A 23,029-nucleotide genomic window follows, 5' to 3' on the forward strand; every position below is an offset into this window, starting at 1 on the left:
AGCGTCTTCAAATATCTTCAAATAGCCGAGTTAGAACGACATTAGAAAAGAGAAAGCCTTCGGGATCGGTGAGGCGAATTCGAGGAGCGGAAGTGGATTCTGAGGTAATTTCAATCCACCCTTGATGTTGATAGGGGCGCAATCGCTGGAGGACTGATTCTACCTGATCCGTACCAAACGGCTTTAACGCATCAAGGCTAATCCCTTCAGCGAGACGTAATCCCACCATTAGGGTATCGAGCAAGACTTCATCTGGTGGCGTGATGGGGCAGTCGATTTTACCGTGATCCTCTACCAACGTTTGCACCCATTGAAAGTATTCCTGGCGTTTGCGGGGTCGAGTGAAACGTTGACCCAAAACGTAGCTGGCTGCACCCATCCCAAAACCATAGTAGGGACGGTTTTCCCAGTAGACGCGATTATGTCGGCATTGATAGCCCGACTTGGCATAATTGGAGATTTCGTAGTGTTCGTATCCCGCCTGGGTGAGTTTCTGTCGTGCCAGACGATACATCTCAGCGGTGGCAATATCGGTGGGTAGGGGTGACTCCCCCGGTTGATACCAGCGACCGAAGGCAGTCATGGGTTCTACGATCAGGTCATACACGGAAAGGTGTGTCGGGGCGATCGCGATCGCCGCCTCTACAGACTCGCACCAGGTTTCGAGCGTTTGGTGGGGCAACCCAGAGATCAAGTCGAGACTGAAGTTAGAGACTCCGACCTGGTGAATCAGGGCGATCGCCTCGTATACATCCTCGACAGTATGGGTGCGCCCACAAGCTTTTAATTGTTCAGTTTGGAAGGATTGCACCCCCAGGCTAACTCGATTGATCCCAGCCGCGTGATAGCCCTTGAGGTGAGCCAGGTCAAAGGTGCCAGGGTCCATCTCAATTGAGATTTCCGCATCTAAAGCAATGCCGAAGTGGCGATCGAGGGTTTTAAGAATCTGTTCTAGTTGTTCGATAGATAGCAGAGAAGGTGTGCCGCCGCCGAGGAAGATCGTTTGCAGGATTTCTCCCTGTTGAGGAGTGGTCAGAATCTCCTGACAAAGAACCTCGACATACTGGGCGATCGCCCCTGATGTCTCGCCTCTGGTGCGATCGCCGACAATTGACACCGGAAAATCGCAGTAAAAACATCGACGCCGACAAAACGGGATATGAATATATGCGGCTGTAGGAGCTGTCAATGGTGAGATTTCACGAAACAATAGATTGCTTAAGCATTCTAGACAGAGCGATATAATAAAGCCATTATTACGGGGCTGAGTTTTGTTCTATCTAGCACTCTGTTCACCAGAGCCTTCAACCACTAGCCTAGAACTTGCTCGGCTGATGCCTAAGTTGAGTGAGGGCACTTTGCAGTCATCTTCACGGGTAATGTAGAGAGCCGCCATTCATAACTGCACCTTAAATCCAAATTTGGATTACAACCATGCTTGATGCAATCATAATCATTTCATTCATAATAGCAGGGGCAGGGGTAGGCTTTTATAGTGTTGATCTGTTGCCCGGTGATGCCTTGAGCCAGGTTACAAGCCTGGAAGGGTTGAGCTTTGTGACGGGTGGCTTTGGCGCAATTATTGGAATTGCCCTTGGGCTAGTGGCACAAACAGGCTACCGTCGCCTCGAACGTCAGATTCAGGAGATGCCTGTTGATGTTCTGCTGAGTCGCTCGGTAGGGTTGGTGATTGGCTTATTGGTGGCTAACTTGATGCTAGCACCTTTGTTTTTGTTGCCGATCCCCTCTGAGTTCGCCTTCATCAAACCCTTAACTGCCGTCTTGGGCAGTATTTTGTTCGCCTTCTCCGGGATGAGTCTAGCAGATGCTCACGGTCGTACCCTGTTGCGGTTGATCAATCCCAACAGCATTGAAACCCTCCTGGTTAGTGAAGGAACGCTGAAACCAGCAACTTCCAAGATTCTCGATACCAGTTGTATTATTGACGGACGCATCGAGGATATTTTGAGCACCGGATTTTTAGAGGGTCAACTGCTAGTTCCGCAGTTCGTCTTGCAGGAGTTGCAACGAGTTGCCGATGCCTCCAGTGACCAAAAGCGAGTCCGGGGACGACGCGGGTTAGACATTTTGAATCGGATTCGTCAGGCTTATCCAGAGCGGGTGATGATTCACCCGGCTGACTATGATGATGTGGCGACGGTGGATGCGAAGTTGGTACGGCTAGCCCAGGAGATCAACGGTGCGCTGTTGACGAATGACTACAACCTCAACAAAGTTGCCAGCTTGCAGAACGTTTCTGTGCTCAATATCAATGATCTGGCGCAGGCGATCCGTCCGAACTATTTGCCGGGAGACAACATTGACCTGAAGATCCTGAAACAGGGTAAGGAACCCGATCAGGGTGTGGGCTATCTCAACGATGGCACGATGGTTGTCGTTGAGGAAGGAGGCAATTACATCGGGGATGAGTTGTGCGTGACGGTGACAGGCGCACTGCAAACGTCAGCGGGACGAATGATCTTTGCGCGACCGCAAACCTCGGCGGTGGCGAACGCTTCGGAATAAGGTTAGACCAGCCAGCTCCCCGGCTGCTTTGAAGAGAACAAAGTTTTCTGAAAAGCCATACAAGCAGCCGGGGAGTTAGCTTTTTACCCCTCACCTCCCCGGCTGCTGTCGAGAGAGAGCAAAGTTCTCTGAGGAAGCGAATCAGCAACCGGGGATCTCAGTTTTTTTCTCTTTTAGCCTTTAAGATCTTGGGAAAGAATACTTTGAGTTCTCCTCAATGCTTTCTGCTCCCTACATCTCTCGCCCTGCCGCTGAAGCGTTTCTGAGTGCGATCGCCTCTGCCCTCCAAGACCCCGCTCAATCTCCCGTCGTGTTTCACGTCTGGGGAACGGGTGGTGTAGGCAAATCGACTCTACTCAACAAATTGATTGCCGAACACCCAGAGGCGGCAATTCCAGCAATTGACCAAAAGCCTGTCAAGTTTGGCGAAACAGAAGGAATCGATAGCCCGATTGAGTTAATGGGTGGTGTTCCAAACCTGTTGATAACCTCTGTAAGACCCCCTGTAGTCCCCCTTGGTAAGGGGGACGGCGACAGCCGGGGGTTAGTAGCAACAGATCTGAAACACTACCGAGTTAATGAAGAAGCTACATGGGCTATTGCTGGAGCAGTTTCCTCCGCCTGTGTTGCTCAAGCGAGATGTACTCAACCTTACTCCCAAGCCTGATCCCTTCACAGAGCGGCATCAGCAGTATTTTGATACACTGCATCAGCTACAAACTCAGGCTGTAGATGGCAAAGGAGCGGCAACGACTGAGCAAATCGCCATCGTCAAGAAGTTTGCTGGGCAAGCTCTTTCCTTTGGGGCAAAATGTGTGAGTTTTCAGATGAGTTCACTGTGTAGCTACAAGTCTCTCAGCCCCCTAAATCCCCCATTCTGGGGGGCTTTGAGCTATAGGAGGCGGATCGGAAGTCCCCCAAGTTTGGGGGGTTGGGGGGCAAATGCAAGAGTTTGAGGTTGATACAGGAGATGTGTATACACGGTAGCAATTTTGGAGGTTGGGGCAAAATGTGTGAGTTTTCAGATGAGTTCACTGTGTGTCTACAAGTCTCTCAGCCCCCTAAATCCCCCATTCTGGGGGACTTTGAATTATTGTTTGAAGGCTACAGGTTGAGTGTATTCTCGTGGGAACTTTATCAATAACTCCATGACAAATCTCGACTGTGCATCCTAAGCGTATTCGGGGAACGACTCCTAACATCGTTGCAGCCGCTCGACACCTGCGACAACGTCTTACAGTAGCTGAAAAGACTTTATGGGAAGCTCTGAGAAACCGACAACTAAATGGACTCAAGTTTCGCTGTCAACATCCTGTTAGTTCGTTTGTTGTTGATTTTTACTGCCTTCAATATCGCCTTGTAATTGAACTAGATGGAGACATCCATGATCAACAAATTGACTACGATCAGGCTCGAACAGAGTACCTAAACCACTTGGGCTATCGAGTTATACGGTTCCGTAATCACGAAGTCATGACCGACCTGAATCGTGTGCTCCAGCAAATTCTTGAAGCCACTCAGCCGTAAATAGATCGAAAAAGTCCCCCAATTTTGGGGGATTTAGGGGGCGAACATTTGGGAAGTCCCCCAATTTTGGGGGATTTAGGGGGCGAACACCTCAGAAGTCCCCCAATTTTGGGAGATTTAGGGGGCAACCACCTCAGAACGCCTTCCAAGGTAAATAGATCGAAAAAGTCCCCCAATTTTGGGGGATCTAGGGGGCGCGATTTAGGGAGCACGAGAAGCATTTGATTGGGTAGGAAAGGGCGCAGTTGGGAACATTAGATTTAATCGTTCACCACTATTAAATCTTGGAGCATCTGTGCCCTATCAAAACATTAGTGCCACCCTCTCTGACGCTGACCTCCAGCAAATCAAGACCGCATTCGCAACGATTCAAGATAAGTTGCCCTTCCTCATTACTCTGACCACTGAAGAACGGCGACGACTACTCAAAATGGGCGACAAAAGCCTCGCCTTTGTAAACACGAGCCTCACCGTCGCTCAAACCAACCGCGATATTTTGCCCGCCAGCTTTGATATTGATGAGTTTTCTCGCGACTATCAGTTAGTCACAGCTCTCACAGAATTAATGTTTAGCTTACGGCAGTTGTCAGAGCAAGTAGACGACACCCTGTTAGCCGTCGGCAGCGAAACCATGAGTAGCAGCCTCAATGTCTACGATTACGTCAAGATGGCAGCCAAAAAGCGACCAGGGTTAAAGGCGATCGCGGAACAGTTGGGCGAACGCTTTAAGGCAATTCGCAGCAAAAGTAGCAAGACAACACCCGCTGTGTAAGGGCGATCGCTCATTCAAGAAATGCAAAGACTCATTCGTGACCCTTGTGGTGTCGTGGATGAGTCTTTTTGTTAGAGGCATCTAATGCGATGACTCGTGCGAGAGTATTGGAGGCTCGTTCGAGAGTATTGGAGGCTCGTGCGAGAGTATTGGAGGCTCGTTCAAGAGTCTCGGATAATCGTTCGAGCGTGTTTGATACTCGTTTGAGAGTAAGGATCACTCATTCGAGCGTGTTTGATACTCGTTTAGGAGTCTTTATACAAATTGAAACAATCTTTGCGACAGATTATTGCTCCTAAGCGATCCTCCTCAGTAACCTTTATTAAGGCTACCGTATACACATATCTCTGCTCTTCTCCAAATCATCTGAGAACCAGGCATTGGGGGAGTTTCCCCCAAACCCCATTTGGGGACGCCACTGCCTCCCCCAAACCCCCTAGCAGAAGGTCTTTGAGTTAACCCGAAGGCGCGCTTCGCATTGATTCCAAGTTTGGGTGCTTCTGGTTGGTTAAGATGCTTGGCAAGGACTCAAAGTCCCCCAGGATTGGGGGATTTAGGGGGCGAAGAAGCTTCAAAGTCACGCGCCGACGAGGGTTGCGGCGCGAGCCGAGAATCCGGCTCTTTGAAGGGCACTCACGGCTGCCTGGTGATCCTGCACGCGGAACTGTGCCCCCAGTCGGACGATCTCGCGCCGACGCTGATTGGAGATCACCGCTACCACAGGGACTTTGCACTTGTCTTCATCACCCCGATTTTCGAGCAGTACGGTGCGGAGTTGGTGTTGATAGGTGATGTCACTGGCAATCTTGGGTTCCAGTTCCACCATCACCAGTTGAATGTCTTCGATCGGTTCCGCGTCTTCCACGATGAATTGGGAGCGATCGTCGCGGCGATCGACCTTGCCCCACACCATCAGTCGAGCATCGGGCTGGATCAGTTCGCCAATTCGCTCAAAGGATTTGGGGAAGACGACCGCTTCCGCCTGCCCGGTGAGGTCTTCGATTTGAATAATGGCCATGCGATCGCCCTTCTTAGTGGTGACGGGCTTGACGCTGCTGAGCATGACGATCGCACTGAGGGTAACGTTATCGGGCTGATCCGCCAGGTCACTGAGACTGATCGGCGCGAGAATCCGGGCGGCATCCTGGACGGACTTCAACGGGTGGTCAGAGATGTAGAAGCCCAGTAGTTCTTTCTCCAGTTTCAGTTTTTCCTGGGGAGGGAAGTCGTCTACGGGGGGAGCTTTGGGAGCCGTGTCAAAGACGGACATCGAGTCGCTGCCGTTGCCGTTGCTACTAAACATGTCGAACAGGTTGCCCTGCCCGATCGCCTTGTCCTTGGCGCGGGACTGTGCCCAGTCCAGGACAAACTCCAGGTCATGCATCAACTGGTTGCGGTTGGGGTTGAGGCAGTCCATCGCGCCACACTGGATTAAGGCTTCCAATGCACGACGGTTCACCGTGCGGGGATCGATGCGACTACAGAGATCCGCCAGGGATGTGAAGTTGCCCTCTTCTCGTGCGGCTAGCAGGTTCTCGATCGCCCCCTGTCCCACGTTGCGTACCGCAGACAGCCCAAACAAAATGCTCTTTTCGAGCGGTGTGAAGTCTACGCCAGAGCGGTTCACGTCGGGTGGCTCCACCTGAATGCCCATCGCCAAACAGGTGGCAATGTACTTCTGCACCTTGTCCTGGTCGTCGCTGTTGGTGGTCAGCAACGCCGCCATATATTCCACTGGGAAGTTGGCTTTGAGATAGGCGGTCTGGTAGGTTACATAGCCGTAAGCGGTGGAGTGGGACTTGTTGAAGCAATACTCCGCAAACAGCACCATCTGATCAAACAGTTCTTCGGCAACCTTGGCACTGATGCCGTTTTCCTTCGCTCCATTGACGAAGATCTCCCGGTGCTTCTGCATTTCGGCGGGTTTCTTTTTCCCCATGGCACGTCGCAGCAAGTCCGCCTGACCCAGGGAGTAACCGCCCATATCCTGGGCGATTTTCATGATCTGCTCCTGGTAGACCATGATCCCGTAGGTTTCGTTGAGGATGGGTTCGAGGATCTTGTCGGGATAGTCGATTTTTTCCCGTCCGTGTTTGCGGTTGATGAATTTGGGGATCAGTCCAGCATCCAACGGCCCCGGTCGGTAGAGTGCTAGAACAGAGGAGATGTCTTCTAAACCGGAGGGCTTGAGGTCACGGACAATCTGCCGCATCCCCGACGACTCCAACTGGAAGATGCCTTCGAGCCAGCCTTTTGCCAGCAGGTCATAGCTCTTGGGATCATCCATGGGCAGGCGATCGAGATCAACGTATGTGTTGTGGGTCTGCTCGATTAGCTCCACCGTCTTCTGGATCATCGTCAGGTTCTTTAACCCTAAGAAGTCCATTTTCAGGAGTCCCATTGCCTCAATGTCTTCCATGAAGTATTGGGTGATGACAGATCCTTTATCGTTGTATTGCAGGGGCACGATCTCATCGAGCGGTTCCGCTGAAATCACTACGCCCGCCGCGTGAACGCCATAGGTTTTGTTGGTGCCCTCGATCCGCATTGCCATATCGACCCAATGGCGCACCTTGGGGTCGTTCTCATACTTCTCTTTGAACTCCGGGGCAGGCGTGTCATCTGAGATCATCACCTTGAGCTTAGTCGGCTTACCCCGGACGACGGGGATCATCTTTGCCATGCGATCGGCGTCCCCATAGGGAATGTCGAGCACCCGCGCCACGTCCTTCAGTACCGCTTTCGAGGTCATGCGGTTGAAGGTGATGATCTGCGCTACCCGCTCTGTGCCGTACTTCTCGGTAACGTATTGGATCACCTCGTCGCGGCGATCGATGCAAAAGTCGGTGTCAATATCCGGCATCGACTTCCGTTCAGGGTTGAGGAATCGCTCGAACAGCAAGCCGTGGTGGACAGGGTCGATGTTGGTGATACGGAGGGCATAAGCTACCAGAGAGCCTGCGGCAGATCCCCGTCCGGGGCCAACCGGAATGTTGTGGTCGCGGGCAAATTTGATGTAGTCCCACACGACGAGGAAGTAGGTCGAGAACCCCATCTTCTGCATCATCTGGAGTTCGTAGTCTAACCGCTCCCGGTAGGTGGCAGGCAAATCTTCGACCGTCTGAACGTTGAGCCGCTCCATAATGCCCTTGTAGGTCACCTCGTGGAGGTAGGTCTCTCCCGTGTAGCCTGGGGGGACGGGATAGTTCGGTAGCTGGGGCACTCCGAGGATGTTGTACTCCTCAACCTTGTCAGCGACTTCGAGGGTGTTGGCGATCGCCTCTTCTATCACGTCATCCGTCAGGTGATCGCGGAACAGTCGCCGCATCTCATCGGCGGATTTGAGGTACTCCGTGCCGCTGTAGCGCAGACGTTTTTCCTCGGTGATTAGCTTTCCGGTCTGAATGCAGAGCAGCGCATCGTGGGCTTCTACGTCGAAGCAGGAAATGTAGTGGGAGTCATTCGTGGCAATGATTTTGATGTCGAGTTCGCGGGCAATTTTGACGATCTCAACGTTCACAATTCGGTCTTCCTGTGACCCGTGATCCTGAATCTCCAGGTAATAGTCGTCACCGAACAGGTCTTTGTACCACTGGGCGACCCGTCGCGCCACATCGGGTCTACCCTGCATAATTGCCTGGGGCACTTCACCGCCCAAACAGGCACTCGTGACAATCAGACCTTCGTGATATTGCTCCAGCAAGTCCTTATTGATGCAGGGACGAGAGAAGATCCCTTTGCCCTGAACCCCCTTGAGTTGAGAGATGGTAGTCAGCTTCACCAGGTTTTTGTAGCCCTGGGTGTTCTTTGCCAGCACGACCTGGTGGTAACGGGGGCGACGCTCCTGCTTGGTGATGTCGCCGTTGATGACATACATCTCGTTGCCGATGATGGGCTTGATGCCACCTTTGGCTTTTGTCACCTTCAGCAATTCCACCGCACCATACATCACCCCGTGATCCGTCAGGGCGATCGCAGGCATTCCCAGTTCGACAGCGCGATCGATCAGATCGGGCAATTGACTGGCACCGTCCAGAAGACTATAGTCGCTGTGAATATGGAGACCAACAAACGACATTTTTCTCAACCAAGGTGAAGGATTGAGTCCAGATTACTACATCTAGCAGGATTTTAAAATAAAGGCTCTATTGATAGTGTCTTACCTATGGAATTCTGGATTTCTATTGTAGAAAAAGATTTCCGAAAGCAGCTCTACGGTCAAGTCTTGTTAGTACTAATGTATCAAGGTTGGGAAGCGATTTCTATATTGTTTTAACGGAGTTGAGGCAAAAGATAGGAGACAGGTGTCATTCCGGTAGGGGTAACGTCAGTTCGGTTTAAGAGCCTGGCAAATAAATTCGCGGCTATCAAAGCGAAGTTCGCCGACGCAGACTACCGGAAATCATAAGGTTTACTTACCGACGCAGATCGGTTTTGTTTGTATAGCTGTAGCCATATGCCATGAGGCGAAGGCGAGTCAGGAAGCTTCCCAGCATCAGGGTTTGTGAACCGCCAAAATCCTGATCCCGAATACGTTAGGGGTAATTGGCATTAGAGTGTTAACTAAAAACCCTTCTCACCAGGAGAAGGGTCGAACGAGGGCAAGATAAACCTATTGTGATGGGTGCATCTCGTGATTGGGGGACTGAACTCGGCGAATGAATTCGCGGCGACTGGAGCGAAGCCCGCCGACGCGGACTGAGGCTTTGAACCTCGTAGGCAGGTTTTGTCCCAGTAGCTGCGGTTTTAACCGCCACTCCCCTAACCGTCAGATACAACCCCTATCGGATGTCACCGCATGTTACATCGATTGGGTGAATGGCTTAACTGCTTTGAGACATGGCAACTTTTAGACCTGCGGCGTCGTGGGAGTAGGCATCGAGATTGATTTGTACCGGGTGTACTTTCCAGATCTCTTTGCAATATTCCCAAATGGTGCGATCGCTTGAGAACTTACCCATTCTCGCCACATTTAAGATAGACATCCGAGTCCAATTCAAAGTGTCACGGTAGGCATCACTCACTTGTTGTTGGCAATCTACATAGGACTGAAAATCCGCTAACAACATGTATTCATCCGTGTGTAGCAGCGAGTCAATGATGGCTTTAAATACACCTGGATCTCTGGGGCAGAAGTACCCTGAACTGATCGAATGCAGCACTCCTTTCAGTTCTTCGTTGGTATTGCAATAGTGCATCGGGTCATACCCCTTTGCTTTCATGTCAACTACTTCTGCGGCAGTCAACCCAAACAAGAAAAAGTTCTCTGCGCCGACTTCTTCACGAATCTCGACGTTCGCTCCGTCGAGTGTTCCGATAGTGAGTGCCCCGTTGAGGGCAAACTTCATGTTGCCTGTGCCAGAGGCTTCCTTTCCGGCAGTCGAGATCTGCTCGGATAGGTCAGCAGCGGGATACGCTAATTGTCCCAGTGAGACGCTGTAGTTTGCCAGGAACACGACTTTTAATCGCCCTGCCACATCGGGGTCATAGTTCACCATGTCGGCGACCGAGTTGATCAATTTGATCACCATCTTTGCCATGAAATAACCCGGTGCAGCTTTGCCCCCGAAGATAAAGGTACGTGGCAAAATCTCAATACTGGGATCGGCTTTGATACGTTGATACAAAGCAATGATGTGCAACACACACAACAGTTGGCGTTTGTACTCATGAATGCGCTTGATTTGCACATCAAAGAGCGAATTCACATCAACTTCGATATTGTTGGTTCGTTGGATGTAATCGGCTAGCCTTTGCTTATTTTCTTGCTTAATGTGTCGCCAACGAGCTTGAAATTCAGCGTTATCGGCGTACGACTCCAGACGGCGCAACTCATCTAAGTTGGTAATCCAGCGATCGCCAATTTTCTCAGTGATCAACTGAGACAAGCCTGGGTTGCTCATCAACAACCAGCGACGGGGTGTGATGCCATTCGTTTTGTTTTGGAATTTGTCGGGATACATCTCATAGAAATCCCGCATTAAGTCTTGCTTGATCAACTCTGTGTGCAGAGCCGCAACCCCATTCACCGTATGACTTCCCACACAAGCCAGGTGCGCCATCCGAATCTTTTTGTCGGCTCCCTCCTCAATCAAGGACATGCGGGCGAGCCGTGTGGCATCTTTGGGATACTTGAGCTGAATCTCGCTTAAGAAGCGGTAATTGATCTCGTAAATGATCTCTAAATGACGAGGCAATAACCGTCGGAACAGGCTTACCGACCACCGCTCTAACGCCTCTGAGAGGAGGGTGTGGTTGGTGTAGGCAAAGGTGCGCTGTGTGATATTCCAGGCGGTATCCCAGTCGAGTTGATATTCGTCAATCAACAGCCGCATCAACTCAGCCACGCCAATCGATGGGTGAGTGTCATTGAGCTGAATGGCTACCTTGTCAGGGAAGGCGTTGAAATCGGAATGATCGCGCAAATAGCGGCGAATAATGTCTTGCAGCGAGCAGGACACAAAGAAGTATTGCTGTTGCAACCGCAGTTCTTTACCCTGGGGGGTGTTGTCGTTGGGGTAGAGAACTTTAGAGATGTTCTCAGAGAAGGTTTTGTCAGCAACAGCCTGAGTGTAATCACCCGCGTCAAACACCTGGAAGTTAAAGTCTTCACCTGCCTTTGCACTCCACAGCCTTAAGGTGTTGACGGTGTTATTTTGATAGCCAGGGACAGGAGTATCGTAAGGTGTGCCATAAACGGTCGTGCGAGGGAACCAGCGCACCCGATAGTGACCCTGGGGATCGGTGTAAGCCTCGGTGTGTCCGCCAAATTTGATCTCAACGGTGTAATCGGGACGGGGCAACTCCCAGGGGTTACCAAATCGCAACCAGTTGTCGGGGCGTTCGTGCTGCCAACCGTTGGCGATCAACTGGTCAAAGATGCCAAACTCATAGCGGATGCCATAGCCAACCGCTGGAATTTCTAAGGTCGCTAAGGAATCCAGGAAACAGGCTGCTAGCCGTCCTAAACCGCCATTGCCAAGACCTGGTTCTTCTTCCCGCTCTACCAGATCATCCAGGTTTAAGCCAGACTCTTTGAGAGCCTGCTGCATCTCGTCGTAAATCCCTAGATTGATCAGGTTGTTGATGAGCAACCGCCCAATCAAAAATTCAGCCGACAGATAATAAACAACTTTAGAATCTTTTTCAGCGTGGGTTTGGACGGTCTTGATGCGGCGATGGGTCAGGCGATCGCGCACAGTGTATGCCAACGCCATGTAATAGTCGTAGAACGTGGCAAACTGTTCATCCTTGCCTTGAATGCAGTAAAGGTTGTCTGCGAGAGCACGTCTCAGCGTTCTCACATCCACCCCAGTGCGATCGTCCTCTACGTGCATAAGTAACCATTGTTAAACTTCGACTTATGCAACATACAGTAACCGATTGTTGCAGATTGGTGCTGAGGGCTACACTGTCAAAGGCTTTAGGTTTGTTTTAGATTTTGATCCCTGGCTTCTCATGCCAACTCTAAAAATTGCTGCGACAGATCACACCCCACCACGGTTCGACGGCTCGACTGCGCTTTGCCGAACGTCCTGCGGCACTTCCCCTTGCTAGATCTACCGTGTATACATAGGTTCTCGCAACCCTCTAAATCCTCCAACTCCAGAGAGACTTTGGTCTTTGTCAAGGGTCTTGACCTGATCAGAAGCACCCGTACTTGGAACCGATGCGAAGCGCGCCTGTGGGTTAACCCAAACACCTTCTGCTAGGGGGTTTGGGGGAGACTCCCCCAATGCCTGGTTTTCAAACTCATTGCAGCAACCGAGCATCTGATTGAAAAAACTATCGATAAGCTCCTTCCCAGGGTCCAATCGGTTGCGCTGGCAATTCTTCGGTGTGCGTCTCTTCCTTATAGAGTTGAAATCCTCTGGCCTGATAGTTTGCCAGGGCATAGGGTCCATCTAAATTGCAGGTGTGAACCCACACCCGTTTTGCTCCCATTGCCCAGGCTTGTTGCACTCCAACGGTGAGCAGATGCCCGCCAATACGTTTTCCGGTGAATTGCCGCATTAGCCCAAAATAAGCGACTTCAACTTGATCCCCCGGTTGAGCTTCTAGCTCAATGTAGCCTGCCGGAGTGCCCTTTAAATAAGCAACCCAAGTTTGTACCTCTGGGCGATCGAGGTATTTCACCCATTGCTCATAGCTCCAACTCAAGCGATTGATCCAATACCAATCGCCACCAACACTGCTATAGAGAAACCGATTGAGTTCAGGGGAGGGCACTTCTGCCTGCATCACTAACAGGTCAGGATTATCAGACAGAGAAGGGCGAAGTTGCTCTGGGCTGAGCATTTCAAGATACCAGGTTGTAACCGTTGCCTGCACCATTCCTAATCAACCACAGATTTACAAATTGACGGAGATTGCCTGTACTGGGCACACGGGAACGCACTGTTCACAGACGATACAGCGCGATCGCGTAAAGTTGAGCCGAAAGGTTTGCGGATCGAGATTCAACGCTTCGGTGGGGCAAATGCCTGTACACAAGCCACAGTGAACGCAAACCTCTTCGTCGATGAGGATCTCGCGGCTTGCAGTGGAGACACTAATATCTTGCGATCGCAGCCAATCTAGTGCCGCATCGAGTTGATCAATATCACCTGATAGCTCTACTACCAGTGTTCCAATTTGGTTCGGAGCGACCTGTGCCCGAATGATATTGGCAGCGATATTGAAATCCTTTGCCAATCGATAGGTCACGGGCATGTGTACCGCCCGTTTAGGAAAAGTCAGGGTAACTCGCCGTTTCACACGCTAAAGCTATAGAGAATCGATAGACTAAAGAGTAGTTCTAAACTTTTGTTTAAGTCTTTCTCAGTGTATCGTTCAGCCCAGATTCTTGTATGTCTGACCAAACCCCCAATCCTGCCCCTATCCCAAACACGCAACCCAACGTTGACCTGGCAACCCGTGTTCGCAATCTGTTGATCGTGTTTGTGGCGGTGGTGCTCAGCACAGCGATTTTCTTGGGTCTTCGGACTGAGACCGGGTCTTCGTCCTTGAGCGCGATGGCTGAATCTGCCATTCCCTTAGAGGTGGCGTCTACGAATGGAAAGCCGACGCTGGTTGAGTTTTATGCCGATTGGTGTACCAGTTGTCAGGCGATGGCAGGCGATATGAACGACCTCAAAGGGGAGTATGGCGATCGCGTCAATTTTGTCATGCTCAACGTGGATAACAGCAAATGGCTACCAGAGATGTTGCGCTATCGGGTGGATGGTATCCCCCACTTTGTCTTTATGAATGGCAAGGGAGAGGCGATCGCCAGCACAATTGGCGAACAACCCCGCACGATTATGGCAGCAAATCTGGATGCTCTGGCGACGGATGCGACGTTACCATATGTGCAAATCAACGGACAATTTTCTAAGGTAGACACGGCTGCAACCCAAACCCGCAGTGACGATCCCCGCAGTCATGGCAGTGGGGTAAAGTAATATCTCAGCCAATGTTAAAAGCTGATTTATTCTGCTTTTCCTGGATTAGACAGTCAATCGCTTCAATTGTTTGGCAACCAGGCATTGGGGGATTCTCCCCCAAACCCCCGATTGGGGGACGCCACTGCCTCCCCCAAACCCCCTAGCAGAAGGTGCCTCAATTTACCCAAACTCGCGCTTCGCATCTGTACCAAGTGCGGTTGTCTTTGGTTGAGTCACTTAAATATTTTCCCTGAATCATTCAAAGGAAAAGATGAATAGCTCAAAACTCACTGGTCTAGAGCAAATTACCCTGACAGAGTTAACTGTTCATGATTTCTGGTCATGGGCTTATTCAGATATTTTGTCAAATCGTAATCGTTCAATATTTGCAGAGTTCATTGTTGCTGCTGCGTTAGGTTTAACTCATAGACCGAGAGTGGAATGGGATGCAGTTGATCTGCATTACTGCGACAAGAAAATTGAAGTAAAGTCTTCTGCCTATATTCAAAGCTGGCAGCAGAAAAAACCCTCTTTAATAAAATTTGATATTAGTAAGAAAAAAGGGTGGGACGCTGAAACCAATATCATGTCTGAATTAAGATGCCGGCTCGCAGACTGTTATGTATTCTCCCTCTACGAAGAGAAGGATATCAATAATGCAAATGTTCTTGATTTGAAGCGATGGATATTTCTAGTTGTAAGCACAGATAGGATTGACGAGTCGTTTGGAGATCAAAAAATGGTTGTACTGGCTCGGTTGAAGCAACTTGGTATCCTTACTTCCTATGAAGGACTAAAACAGGCAATTGATCTAACGCTCAAGCTATAGAGAAGCAGTTGGAGAAAATCAAGTACAAGAGATATCCATTGTGTTTGGGATCATGCCCTTTTAGTCTGCTTTAGCAGACTTTATATCATTAGCCCGCACTTCAGTTGCGGGTAGGATAGAGCGAAGGCTTGAACTCCTCTTGTTCTCTGCACTTTTAGACATCATCGCTGTGCAAGTTTGACACTTCATCCTGCAACTTTTTAAAGTATTCGCTCTCCGTAATGCGGGTCACTTCCTGCTCCAATTTCTTCTGATCGATCTCAATTCGGAGTTCCTCAATGGTTCGTTTTAAGGCTTCCTCCTCCCGTTTGCGGAGGGTGATATCCTCCACAATGCCCTCAAAGTAGAGCAGATTGCCATCCTTCCCACGAACCGCACGGGTGTTTTCTTCGAGCCAAACAATGCTGCCATCCTGGCGATAGATCTGGTAAGCAAAGTTTTTGACTTCGCCGTGCTGTTCTAGCTGTCGCTTAAACTCCACCTGACTCTCAGGGTTGACGTACACTTGAGTGCCGATCGCTGCCATGTGGTTCAGCATCGCCTCCGGAGTGTCGTATCCGTAGAGCCGAGCCATCGCAGGATTGACGTTGATAAAGTGCCCGTTTGGGCTTGCCTGAAAAATCCCCTCCAGCGCATTTTGGAAGATGCTGCGATAGTTTTCTTCGGCGATTCGTAATTCCTCGTTTTTAGTTTCCAGAGCCGCAAAAGAGTCTTTGAGTTGCCCCGACATACTGTTGAAGGAATTGGACAATCGTTCAATTTCTGTGATGCTGCTGGGCTGCAAATGTTGATCCAAATTGCCATCTGCGATTTCCTCAGAAGCTTGAGCGACCTGGAGGAGCGGTTGCGAGATTTTGTGAGATGCAAAGATGCCTAAAGCGATCGCCCCAACCAAGGCAGCAGCGCACAACAGAGCCGTATTGCGAGTGTTGGCTTGAATTTGCCCCATAAAATCCGATTCCGGCACAACCACCACAATCAGCCAATCAATCCCCCGATCGTCCTTGAACGGCAGAACCTGCACAAATTGCCGTTGACCATCCAGGATAAATTCTGTTTTGAGCGATCGCTGAATTCCCTCAAAGCTGCCATATTGGGTTTGCAATTGGCGAGCCGTCTCTCGAATGAGAGGTTCGCTGCTGTTGGTTGCCTGGAGCAGCTTGGCGTTTTCGCCTTCGCCCGAAATCAACGACTCATCCGTTGAACTCGACAAAATCGATCCCGATCGCTCGATCACAAAGGCGTGACCCGACTCCCCAATGGAGAGGTTGATCAGAAAATTGCGAAAATCCTTCGGCAAAATCACATCCGTCGCACACACCCCCAACAGTTGCCCATTTGTCTCGCGGTAGACGGGTTGGCTCGCAGTAATTGTCGGTAATTGAGTTGTGAAATCAAGATAAACCGGACTCCACACCGATCGCTCGGCTTGCACAGCAGCCTTGTACCAGGGGCGAACGCGGGCATCATACTTACGCAACGCTTCAACAAACAATCGGCGGTTGCCCAGGCTGTCCACGCTGTAAAGATTCATCCGTCCCCCGGTTTCGCTGTTCCTCAGCATGATCTGAAAGTCAGCCTCATTAAACACGCGAGTTACGCCGAGAAACGTGCCCTCCTGTTGAGTCGCGCAATACACCGCATCAACATAGGGCGAAATCTTCACCTGCTGAAAAAATTGCGCCACATTTTGAGCGTTGGCAAAGTCAATATCTCCCTGCACAAACGAGACAGAATTCAGGCGGTTGAGCGAGTGGGGGCTTTCAAAATAACCCTGAAGCTCGCGCTGAATGCGAAACGCCAATTCTGTTTGTAGGGAGGTCGCCACCTCGTTGACCGCTTTTTGACCACTTAAAAACGAGAGCCACCCCACTAAACCGACAGCCGTCACAATTTGTAGAACAAACGGGACAACCAGCAGTGTTCGTAGACTAAACCGCCGATTGTTCAAGGCGATCGCACGTTTGGGGTTGATCATGGCGCATCCAGCAACTAAAGAACTCCAGGAAAATGAAAATTCGGTTCCTTGAATTCTAGAACGCACGGATGACGGACGTAACCCATTTTCGGGGTTGAGATCTTAAGAGATTTAGTAAGTGGGAGAGAGTGGGGAATGGGGAGTAGGAAGTGATAGGGTGATGGGGTATGAAGTACGCCTCTAATCCCTGAATCCCCTATCCTATTTCTCCATCATTCGCTTTAACAGTTGCCGGACGATGGTCGCATCTTCAGCCGTAGGGGCACTTATCAGGTAATTTTCTAAATCTTGTGTGGCTTCGATCCAACGCCCCATCTGGTAATACAAAATGCCGCGATCGCGCTGTTCAATGGGGGCTTCTGGAAACAACAGCAGTAATCGTTCGATCGTGGCCAGTGCTTTTGCCCACTCTCCTCGGTTGAGGTAAATCACCTTGAGGTTGGTCAACATTCGACCCAAAAAGCGACGAGGGGTGACTGATTCTAAATAGTCAGGATCAAAGGGAATGGATTTGCCGTGTAGCAGGCTAAATCGCTCCTGACAATCTTCTGGAAAGAGAATTTCTCCGTTATGAAAGGGGTCTACAAAGACTTGCATTTCGTCGGCTACTGGACGGATCAGAAAATGTCCGGGCATCCCCACACCAACCATGGGGAAGTCGATGCGGCGGGCAATTTCCAGGTAGACCAGCGAGAGGGTGATGGGAATTCCGGTGCGGCGATCGATCACCTGATTCAGGTAGCTGTTGCGTGGGTCGTAATAGTCCTCTAGATTGCCATTAAACTTCAGATCCTGGTAGAGGTAGTCGTTGATGGTTTGCACGACCCGCAATGGATACCGCGTTTCGGGTAGGCGTTCTTCGACCTCGGAGGCCATGCTATCCAATGCATTGAGGTACTCGTCAGGGTCAAGTTCGGGATATTCCTCTTGGGCAAAAAATAAAGCAGCTCTTGCTAAATCGATTTGGTCGTCGGGTTGATGGATCTCTTGATAAAAATGTTGCCGTGATAAAGGAAATTCCATCCGTCTAGCGTCCTTTCAGGCGATTTAACATCCAGTCTAGTCTGGCTTCAGCCAGTCTCAAACTATCCTCAAGGTAGTGATTTTCATCCTCTGATGAGGGTTGAGGGGGAGGAGCCGCAAAGGTTTCTTTGGGATAGCCGAGACGGCTTACGGTGCTCCGCAGGCGATCGCTCAAAAAGATTGCCAGTGCTTGATAGAAATGCGATGAAAATGACAGATCCTGTGCTAGCTTTGCAGCGAGTTGCGATCGCGGAATGGTAAAAACAAGCGAGTCTTCAACAGCTTTGACCGTCGCCGAGGGGCGACGCGCATCCACAAACGACATCTCTCCCACGACTTCGCCGTGCCCTAGACGGGCAACCTCCTCACCGCCCAGTGACTCGACGCAGACCGCCAGAGTGCCTTCTAGCACGATGTATATCGCGTCAATCGGTTCGCCTTCGTAGATGAGAGTCGTGCCTGCGGTGACACGCTTGCTGCGACCGACTGAAAGAATCCACTCAAAATCGCGATCGCTAATTTCTGCCAGGATATACAGTGCTTTTTTCATACCCACCCCATGTCTTGAAACGCACCAAATTCAATTCAACCATTTACCACTGAGCGCAACACTGGACGGGTGGGTTGAGCAGACGCAACCTGTCTGGAGTCTAGATTTAGCCATAACGCCCACCCCCACCGGAATGACAACGCATTCACTGGATTTGATAAAGTTTGATTTCTTTTACCCTAATCTCCCATGTTTTTGTTCTTGTCTAAATTATTACCGCTGTTCATCTATCCACTGGGTTTGGCATGTCTTTTTTTAGGGTTGACCCTACTCACCCTGTGGAAGCGACCTCACATTGCTGCTCTGAGTGCGATCGCCGCTCTGGTGGTGTTGCTGTTGGGGAGTAACGGTTGGGTTGCGGCGCAACTGGTGCGATCGCTGGAGTGGCAGTATGTCCCGACAACCCTACCCAATGCTGAGGCGATTGTGGTCTTGGGAGGTGGCATCAAACCCCAGATTGCTCCGCGACCCTGGGTAGATGTGGCAGAGGCGGGCGATCGCGTCCTCTACGGGGCGCAGCTATATCAACAGGGCAAAGCTCCACTCGTTGTCTTGAGTGGTGGGCGAATTGAGTGGAAGGGAGGTGGCAGTGCTTCAGAGTCAGAAGATATGGCAAAACTGGCTGAAGTGTTAGGCGTACCCAAAACGGCGATCGCCCAAGATCCCACTTCCCTCAACACGTATCAAAATGCGGTGAATGTCAAACAGATCTTGCAGCAACGGGGAATTAACCGTGTGTTGCTCGTCACCTCGGCCATGCACATGCCGCGATCGATGGGAATCTTTCAGAAGCAGGGGATTGAGGCGATCGCCGCTCCGACCGATTTCAGCATTACGGCTCAAGAACTGGAGGAGTATCAGGCTACCTTGCAGGGCTTTCTGCTGAACTTGCTCCCCGACGCCGAAAAGTTACAGCAAACCAGTCGCGCCATGAAGGAATACGTCGGCATTTTGGTGTATCGCCTCAAAGGATGGATGTAAATAGAACAGGTAAGGGTGCGATTAATCGTGCCCCTACCTGTTCTATTACAGGCTTGACATCACGGCTCGCGCGGCTTCAAGGGTGCGATCGATATCCGCCTCGGTGTGTGCCAGTGAGGTAAAGCCAGCCTCAAACTGGGATGGAGCCAGATAAACGCCTCGCTCTAACATGCCGCGATGGAATCGGGCAAATTTGTTGAGATCCGACTTCTTGGCGTCTTCGTAGCTGTGGATTGGACCTTCTGCAAAGAAGAAGCCAAACATGCCGCTAATCTGACCACCACAGGCAACATGACCCGTTTCTTGTGCCACTTGCAACATGCCATCTGCCAATCGCTTGGTGATCTGGTCAAGCTGCTCATAGGTGCCCGGACGTTGCAGCAATTCCAGGGTTTTAATCCCAGCAGTCATCGCCAAAGGATTGCCTGAAAGCGTTCCTGCCTGATACATCGGACCCGCAGGAGCCACCATCGACATAATATCCTTGCGACCGCCGTATGCTCCCACAGGTAGACCACCACCGATAATCTTGCCCAGTGTCGTCAGGTCCGGGGTAATGCCAAATTTCTCCTGAGCACCGCCATAGGCAATGCGGAAACCCGTCATTACCTCGTCAAATACCAGGAGAGAACCGTTTTGCTGAGTCACCTCGCGTAACCCCTCCAGGAAACCGGGTTGGGGAGGAATAAAGCCTGCATTCCCCACAATGGGTTCCAGAATCACCCCGGCAATTTCACCAGGGTTCTCGGCAAACAGGGCTTTAACGGCTTCCAGGTCGTTGTAGGGAGCGGTCAAGGTGTTGGCAGTGGTCGATTTGGGTACACCGGGCGAGTCAGGCAGTCCTAGCGTGGCGACCCCAGATCCCGCTTTTACCAAAAACATATCGGCATGACCGTGATAGCAGCCCTCAAATTTGATGATTTTGTCGCGTCCGGTAAATGCTCGCATCAGACGCAACACCGCCATGCAAGCCTCTGTACCGGAGTTGACAAAGCGCACCATCTCAATGCTGGGAACGGCAGCAATCACCATTTCTGCCAGCACGTTTTCGAGATAGCAGGGCGCACCAAAGCTGGTTCCCATGTCCAGGGCAGAGTGGAGTGCTTGAATGACGTCGGGATGGGCATGACCGCAAATAGCGGGTCCCCAAGTGCCTACATAGTCGATGTATTGGTTGCCATCGACATCCCAAATGTAGGCTCCTTTGACGTGGTCGAATACGATCGGCTGCCCACCGACCGATTTAAAAGCTCGCACTGGGGAGTTGACTCCACCGGGCATGAGTTGTTGAGCCGCTGCAAAAATTTCTTCTGATCGGGTGGTTTTCAATGAAGATGTAGTAACCAAGATCTTTTCCTCTTATCAACACATTGGATGGGAGTAGGGAATAGGGAGTTGGGAGTTGGGGATGGCTGAGTAAAGTCACATCTACCCATCTACCCTTTCACAGTCCACCCATCTACCCTCTACCTGACTCAGGGGCGATTGCACATTTTATTATCCTATGCATCGCGATTGCATTGTGGCTGACTGGATTGACTTAAAACTCAAAACTTAAAATTTGTAACTTGAAACGCTAACTCAGTCCGCTGCCCTGGACGACATGCTTAACCGTGGTCAGGGTTTCCAGGCTGATCAGACCGCGGCGGTGTCCTTTTTGATTGGACATGCCCAACGAGATGGGGCTACCCCGTTTGGGGTTGCGATAGAAGCGAGGTGAGGCGTTGATGTAGGTGATGGCACTGTTGATGCCCAGGGCAAATTGACGGCTTTCCTGGTAGGATTCTGTGGCTAAACAGTCAGCATGTCCACTGCTGTAGGCATTGATCCAGCCGATCGCCTCTTCTAGCCCATCTACAAACTTAAAGGTAATGGTGCGATCGAGATAGGGTTGACCCCACTCCGATTCTTCTGCCAGTTTTAGCTCTGGAAACTGTGCCACCAGATCTGCATCCCCTTTGAGTTCATAGCCCTTTTCCCGCAGTGTTTCCCACAACAACGACAACATGGTGAGATTCTGCTGGCGATGGATCAACACTTTTTCGATCGCATTTACGGGGTCAGGCTCACTTTGATGACTGTCTAAAATCATCCAACGGGCGACATCAATCGATCCCGATGGCGACCAATAGAGATAACAGTTGCCGATCGCCGTTTTGAGTACGGGCAGAGTCGCCTGCCGAATCACCTGCTGCACCAGGCTGCTGCGCCCATAGGGGATCACCAAGTTAACGTACTGATCCTGGGTAATCAACTCCCGCAGTAGATCGCCCTGATCCGATGGCAACAGTTGCAGACACCCCGGCGGTAGCTTGGCATCTTCGATCGCATTTTGTAGCGTTTCTACGATGACCTGATTGGAATGGCTCGCCTCAGCCCCTCCTTTGAGGATCAGGCTGTTGGCGGTGCGAAGACATAACCCTGCTGCGATCGCCCCCAGTTCAGGAAACGCCTCATACACCAGCGCGATCACCCCCAGTGGGGTTAGTTGACAGTAGGTCTGCCCCCGCTCCACCTGATAGGGCGTGTTTAACACCTGCTGAGTGGGGTCAGATAACTCACTCAGTCGTTGTAGGATGCGAACCGCACTCTGCAAGCGTTCAGGAGTCAGTTTGAGCCATTCCAGGATTAAGTCTGGCACTGCCATCTCACGACTGGCTTCTAAATCCAGCGTGTTTGCCTCCAAAATATCATCCTGGCGGCTATTCAGGGCATCCGCCATAACTTGTAAGGCTTGGCTGCGGTCAGTACCTTTGAGGGCTGCCAGTTCTAAGGAGGATTGATATGCCTGTTGAACGGCGGTGCTTAAGTAAGAAGAGGGGTGCAAGGAGTCCGTCACCATCGATTAACGTCTGCAAGCTAACCAAAGCATCAGAACTAGCATGGCTGAGAGCACCAGTGCTGCGATCGCCCGAAACGTCATGCTAGAGCTGAGAGGGGATTGCAGCGTGGTCACTAGCAATAAAAAGACTACTCCAAAAATAATGATGAGCGTCAGGGGCAAATAGGCTCGACCCAGACCAGAGTGGGCTGTGCTCCACTGGTTTCCAGTCCACCGCCAAGCCTTTTTGTAAGGATAGTTGGTGGAAAGCTCTTCAATCACGTATCCGCTTTCCTGAACCACAAAAATACGCTGACATCGGTTACAGCCAAACGCCTCGGTCAATGCGATCGGCGTGAGATTTCCCCGACGATGGCAAGGACAGGGATAATCAACAGATAAATCGATTTTTTGAGCTTTTTGAGTCTGCACGAGCGTTAGCAGGGCAAGGTGAGTTCAGGTGGAGGATGAGCAGTGAGGTTGATGCAAGCGGTATCGAGTTAAGGATGCCTTTTGAACGATACGTGGTCTTGAATCAGTGCCTTGGATTCAGTCCGATTCTAACACCCTAGATAGGTTGGAACCTCAAGCCAAGCT

19 protein-coding genes are annotated in these 23,029 nt (G+C 50.9%); 8 read left to right on the plus strand and 11 right to left on the minus strand.

The features are described 5' to 3' along the window. Window positions 1–7: 7 nt before the first annotated feature. Entirely contained in the window at window positions 8–1,189 is a 1,182-nt protein-coding gene (gene hemW / locus H6G89_RS13250) for a radical SAM family heme chaperone HemW (RefSeq protein ID WP_242059934.1), read from the minus strand. Between the two features lie 245 nt (window positions 1,190–1,434). Here hemW and H6G89_RS13255 point away from each other — a divergent pair, with 245 nt between their 5' ends. From H6G89_RS13255 to H6G89_RS13270, 4 genes are all read left to right on the plus strand, one after another. Continuing rightward, a complete protein-coding gene (locus H6G89_RS13255; RefSeq protein WP_190506931.1) occupies window positions 1,435–2,526 on the plus strand; it encodes a PIN/TRAM domain-containing protein in 1,092 nt (363 codons plus the stop codon). A 217-nt stretch (window positions 2,527–2,743) separates the two neighbouring features. Continuing rightward, window positions 2,744–3,193: a P-loop NTPase fold protein gene (locus tag H6G89_RS13260; protein ID WP_190506939.1), complete on the plus strand. Its 450-nt coding sequence runs from the start codon at window positions 2,744–2,746 to the stop codon at window positions 3,191–3,193. Window positions 3,194–3,690: 497 nt separating this feature from the next. Beyond that, complete coding sequence (locus H6G89_RS13265; RefSeq protein ID WP_190506941.1) at window positions 3,691–4,053, plus strand: endonuclease domain-containing protein; 363 nt, start codon at window positions 3,691–3,693, stop codon at window positions 4,051–4,053. Between the two features lie 295 nt (window positions 4,054–4,348). Further along, on the plus strand, window positions 4,349–4,825 hold the full coding sequence (locus H6G89_RS13270; protein WP_190506942.1) for a hypothetical protein: 477 nt from the start codon (window positions 4,349–4,351) through the stop codon (window positions 4,823–4,825). Window positions 4,826–5,402: 577 nt separating this feature from the next. On the opposite strand, the gene H6G89_RS13275 is transcribed toward H6G89_RS13270, so the two are convergent. Further along, the gene (locus H6G89_RS13275) at window positions 5,403–8,903 is read right to left on the minus strand and encodes a DNA polymerase III subunit alpha (RefSeq protein WP_190506944.1); all 3,501 of its coding nucleotides are present in this window, start codon (window positions 8,901–8,903) and stop codon (window positions 5,403–5,405) included. A 580-nt stretch (window positions 8,904–9,483) separates the two neighbouring features. On the opposite strand from H6G89_RS13275, the gene H6G89_RS13280 reads away from it, so the two are divergent. Beyond that, on the plus strand, window positions 9,484–9,678 hold the full coding sequence (locus H6G89_RS13280; protein ID WP_190506946.1) for a hypothetical protein: 195 nt from the start codon (window positions 9,484–9,486) through the stop codon (window positions 9,676–9,678). On the opposite strand, the gene H6G89_RS13285 is transcribed toward H6G89_RS13280, so the two are convergent. The 3 genes from H6G89_RS13285 to H6G89_RS13295 all read right to left on the minus strand — a co-directional run bounded on the left by H6G89_RS13285 (window position 9,649) and on the right by H6G89_RS13295 (window position 13,582). Then, window positions 9,649–12,162 carry a glycogen/starch/alpha-glucan phosphorylase gene (locus tag H6G89_RS13285; protein WP_190506948.1) on the minus strand — a complete coding sequence of 838 codons (2,514 nt, stop codon included), beginning with the start codon at window positions 12,160–12,162 and terminating at the stop codon, window positions 9,649–9,651. The genes H6G89_RS13280 and H6G89_RS13285 overlap by 30 nt on opposite strands. 448 nt (window positions 12,163–12,610) lie before the next feature. Next, window positions 12,611–13,159, minus strand: a complete 549-nt coding sequence (locus H6G89_RS13290; RefSeq protein ID WP_190506950.1) for a GNAT family N-acetyltransferase — start codon at window positions 13,157–13,159, stop codon at window positions 12,611–12,613. Between the two features lie 18 nt (window positions 13,160–13,177). Then, complete coding sequence (locus H6G89_RS13295; RefSeq protein WP_190506952.1) at window positions 13,178–13,582, minus strand: NIL domain-containing protein; 405 nt, start codon at window positions 13,580–13,582, stop codon at window positions 13,178–13,180. A gap of 92 nt (window positions 13,583–13,674) precedes the next feature. Here H6G89_RS13295 and H6G89_RS13300 point away from each other — a divergent pair, with 92 nt between their 5' ends. Together H6G89_RS13300 and H6G89_RS13305 are read left to right on the plus strand one after the other, a co-directional pair. After that, window positions 13,675–14,268 (plus strand): thioredoxin family protein, encoded by a 594-nt coding sequence (locus tag H6G89_RS13300; protein ID WP_190506955.1) that lies wholly within the window; start codon window positions 13,675–13,677, stop codon window positions 14,266–14,268. Window positions 14,269–14,521: 253 nt separating this feature from the next. Continuing rightward, window positions 14,522–15,079, plus strand: a complete 558-nt coding sequence (locus tag H6G89_RS13305; RefSeq protein ID WP_190506957.1) for a hypothetical protein — start codon at window positions 14,522–14,524, stop codon at window positions 15,077–15,079. 154 nt (window positions 15,080–15,233) lie between these two features. Here the strand turns inward: H6G89_RS13305 and H6G89_RS13310 are convergent, their stop codons facing one another. The 3 genes from H6G89_RS13310 to H6G89_RS13320 form a co-directional block, all read right to left on the minus strand. Then, window positions 15,234–17,057 (minus strand): PAS domain S-box protein, encoded by a 1,824-nt coding sequence (locus H6G89_RS13310; protein WP_190506959.1) that lies wholly within the window; start codon window positions 17,055–17,057, stop codon window positions 15,234–15,236. 201 nt (window positions 17,058–17,258) lie between these two features. Then, window positions 17,259–18,080, minus strand: a complete 822-nt coding sequence (locus H6G89_RS13315; RefSeq protein ID WP_190506961.1) for a SirB1 family protein — start codon at window positions 18,078–18,080, stop codon at window positions 17,259–17,261. Window positions 18,081–18,084: 4 nt separating this feature from the next. Further along, window positions 18,085–18,630, minus strand: coding sequence for a cyclic nucleotide-binding domain-containing protein (locus H6G89_RS13320; protein ID WP_190506962.1), 546 nt, complete (start codon window positions 18,628–18,630; stop codon window positions 18,085–18,087). A gap of 201 nt (window positions 18,631–18,831) precedes the next feature. On the opposite strand from H6G89_RS13320, the gene H6G89_RS13325 reads away from it, so the two are divergent. Beyond that, window positions 18,832–19,611 (plus strand): YdcF family protein, encoded by a 780-nt coding sequence (locus tag H6G89_RS13325; RefSeq protein WP_441339447.1) that lies wholly within the window; start codon window positions 18,832–18,834, stop codon window positions 19,609–19,611. A gap of 45 nt (window positions 19,612–19,656) precedes the next feature. On the opposite strand, the gene hemL is transcribed toward H6G89_RS13325, so the two are convergent. The 3 genes from hemL to H6G89_RS13340 all read right to left on the minus strand — a co-directional run bounded on the left by hemL (window position 19,657) and on the right by H6G89_RS13340 (window position 22,864). Further along, complete coding sequence (hemL, locus tag H6G89_RS13330) at window positions 19,657–20,958, minus strand: glutamate-1-semialdehyde 2,1-aminomutase (protein WP_190506967.1); 1,302 nt, start codon at window positions 20,956–20,958, stop codon at window positions 19,657–19,659. Between the two features lie 229 nt (window positions 20,959–21,187). Next, window positions 21,188–22,453, minus strand: coding sequence for a glutamate-5-semialdehyde dehydrogenase (locus H6G89_RS13335; protein WP_190506969.1), 1,266 nt, complete (start codon window positions 22,451–22,453; stop codon window positions 21,188–21,190). 3 nt (window positions 22,454–22,456) lie between these two features. Further along, on the minus strand, window positions 22,457–22,864 hold the full coding sequence (locus H6G89_RS13340; protein ID WP_190506971.1) for a hypothetical protein: 408 nt from the start codon (window positions 22,862–22,864) through the stop codon (window positions 22,457–22,459). Between the last annotated feature and the right edge of the window lie 165 nt (window positions 22,865–23,029).

Origin of the sequence: Oscillatoria sp. FACHB-1407, from assembly GCF_014697545.1 — a bacterium.
Lineage (GTDB): Bacteria > Cyanobacteriota > Cyanobacteriia > Elainellales > Elainellaceae > FACHB-1407.

Coding starts and splice junctions, on each gene's coding strand:
- H6G89_RS13260 (WP_190506939.1), top strand. CDS start 2,744: ATGCTTTCTGCTCCCTACATCTCTCGCCCTGCCGCTGAAGCGTTTCTG.
- H6G89_RS13275 (WP_190506944.1), bottom strand. CDS start 8,903: ATGTCGTTTGTTGGTCTCCATATTCACAGCGACTATAGTCTTCTGGAC.
- H6G89_RS13255 (WP_190506931.1), top strand. CDS start 1,435: ATGCTTGATGCAATCATAATCATTTCATTCATAATAGCAGGGGCAGGG.
- H6G89_RS13285 (WP_190506948.1), bottom strand. CDS start 12,162: ATGCACGTAGAGGACGATCGCACTGGGGTGGATGTGAGAACGCTGAGA.
- H6G89_RS13315 (WP_190506961.1), bottom strand. CDS start 18,080: ATGGAATTTCCTTTATCACGGCAACATTTTTATCAAGAGATCCATCAA.
- H6G89_RS13290 (WP_190506950.1), bottom strand. CDS start 13,159: ATGGTGCAGGCAACGGTTACAACCTGGTATCTTGAAATGCTCAGCCCA.
- H6G89_RS13310 (WP_190506959.1), bottom strand. CDS start 17,057: ATGATCAACCCCAAACGTGCGATCGCCTTGAACAATCGGCGGTTTAGT.
- H6G89_RS13300 (WP_190506955.1), top strand. CDS start 13,675: ATGTCTGACCAAACCCCCAATCCTGCCCCTATCCCAAACACGCAACCC.
- H6G89_RS13320 (WP_190506962.1), bottom strand. CDS start 18,630: ATGAAAAAAGCACTGTATATCCTGGCAGAAATTAGCGATCGCGATTTT.
- H6G89_RS13335 (WP_190506969.1), bottom strand. CDS start 22,453: ATGGTGACGGACTCCTTGCACCCCTCTTCTTACTTAAGCACCGCCGTT.
- H6G89_RS13280 (WP_190506946.1), top strand. CDS start 9,484: ATGAATTCGCGGCGACTGGAGCGAAGCCCGCCGACGCGGACTGAGGCT.
- H6G89_RS13305 (WP_190506957.1), top strand. CDS start 14,522: ATGAATAGCTCAAAACTCACTGGTCTAGAGCAAATTACCCTGACAGAG.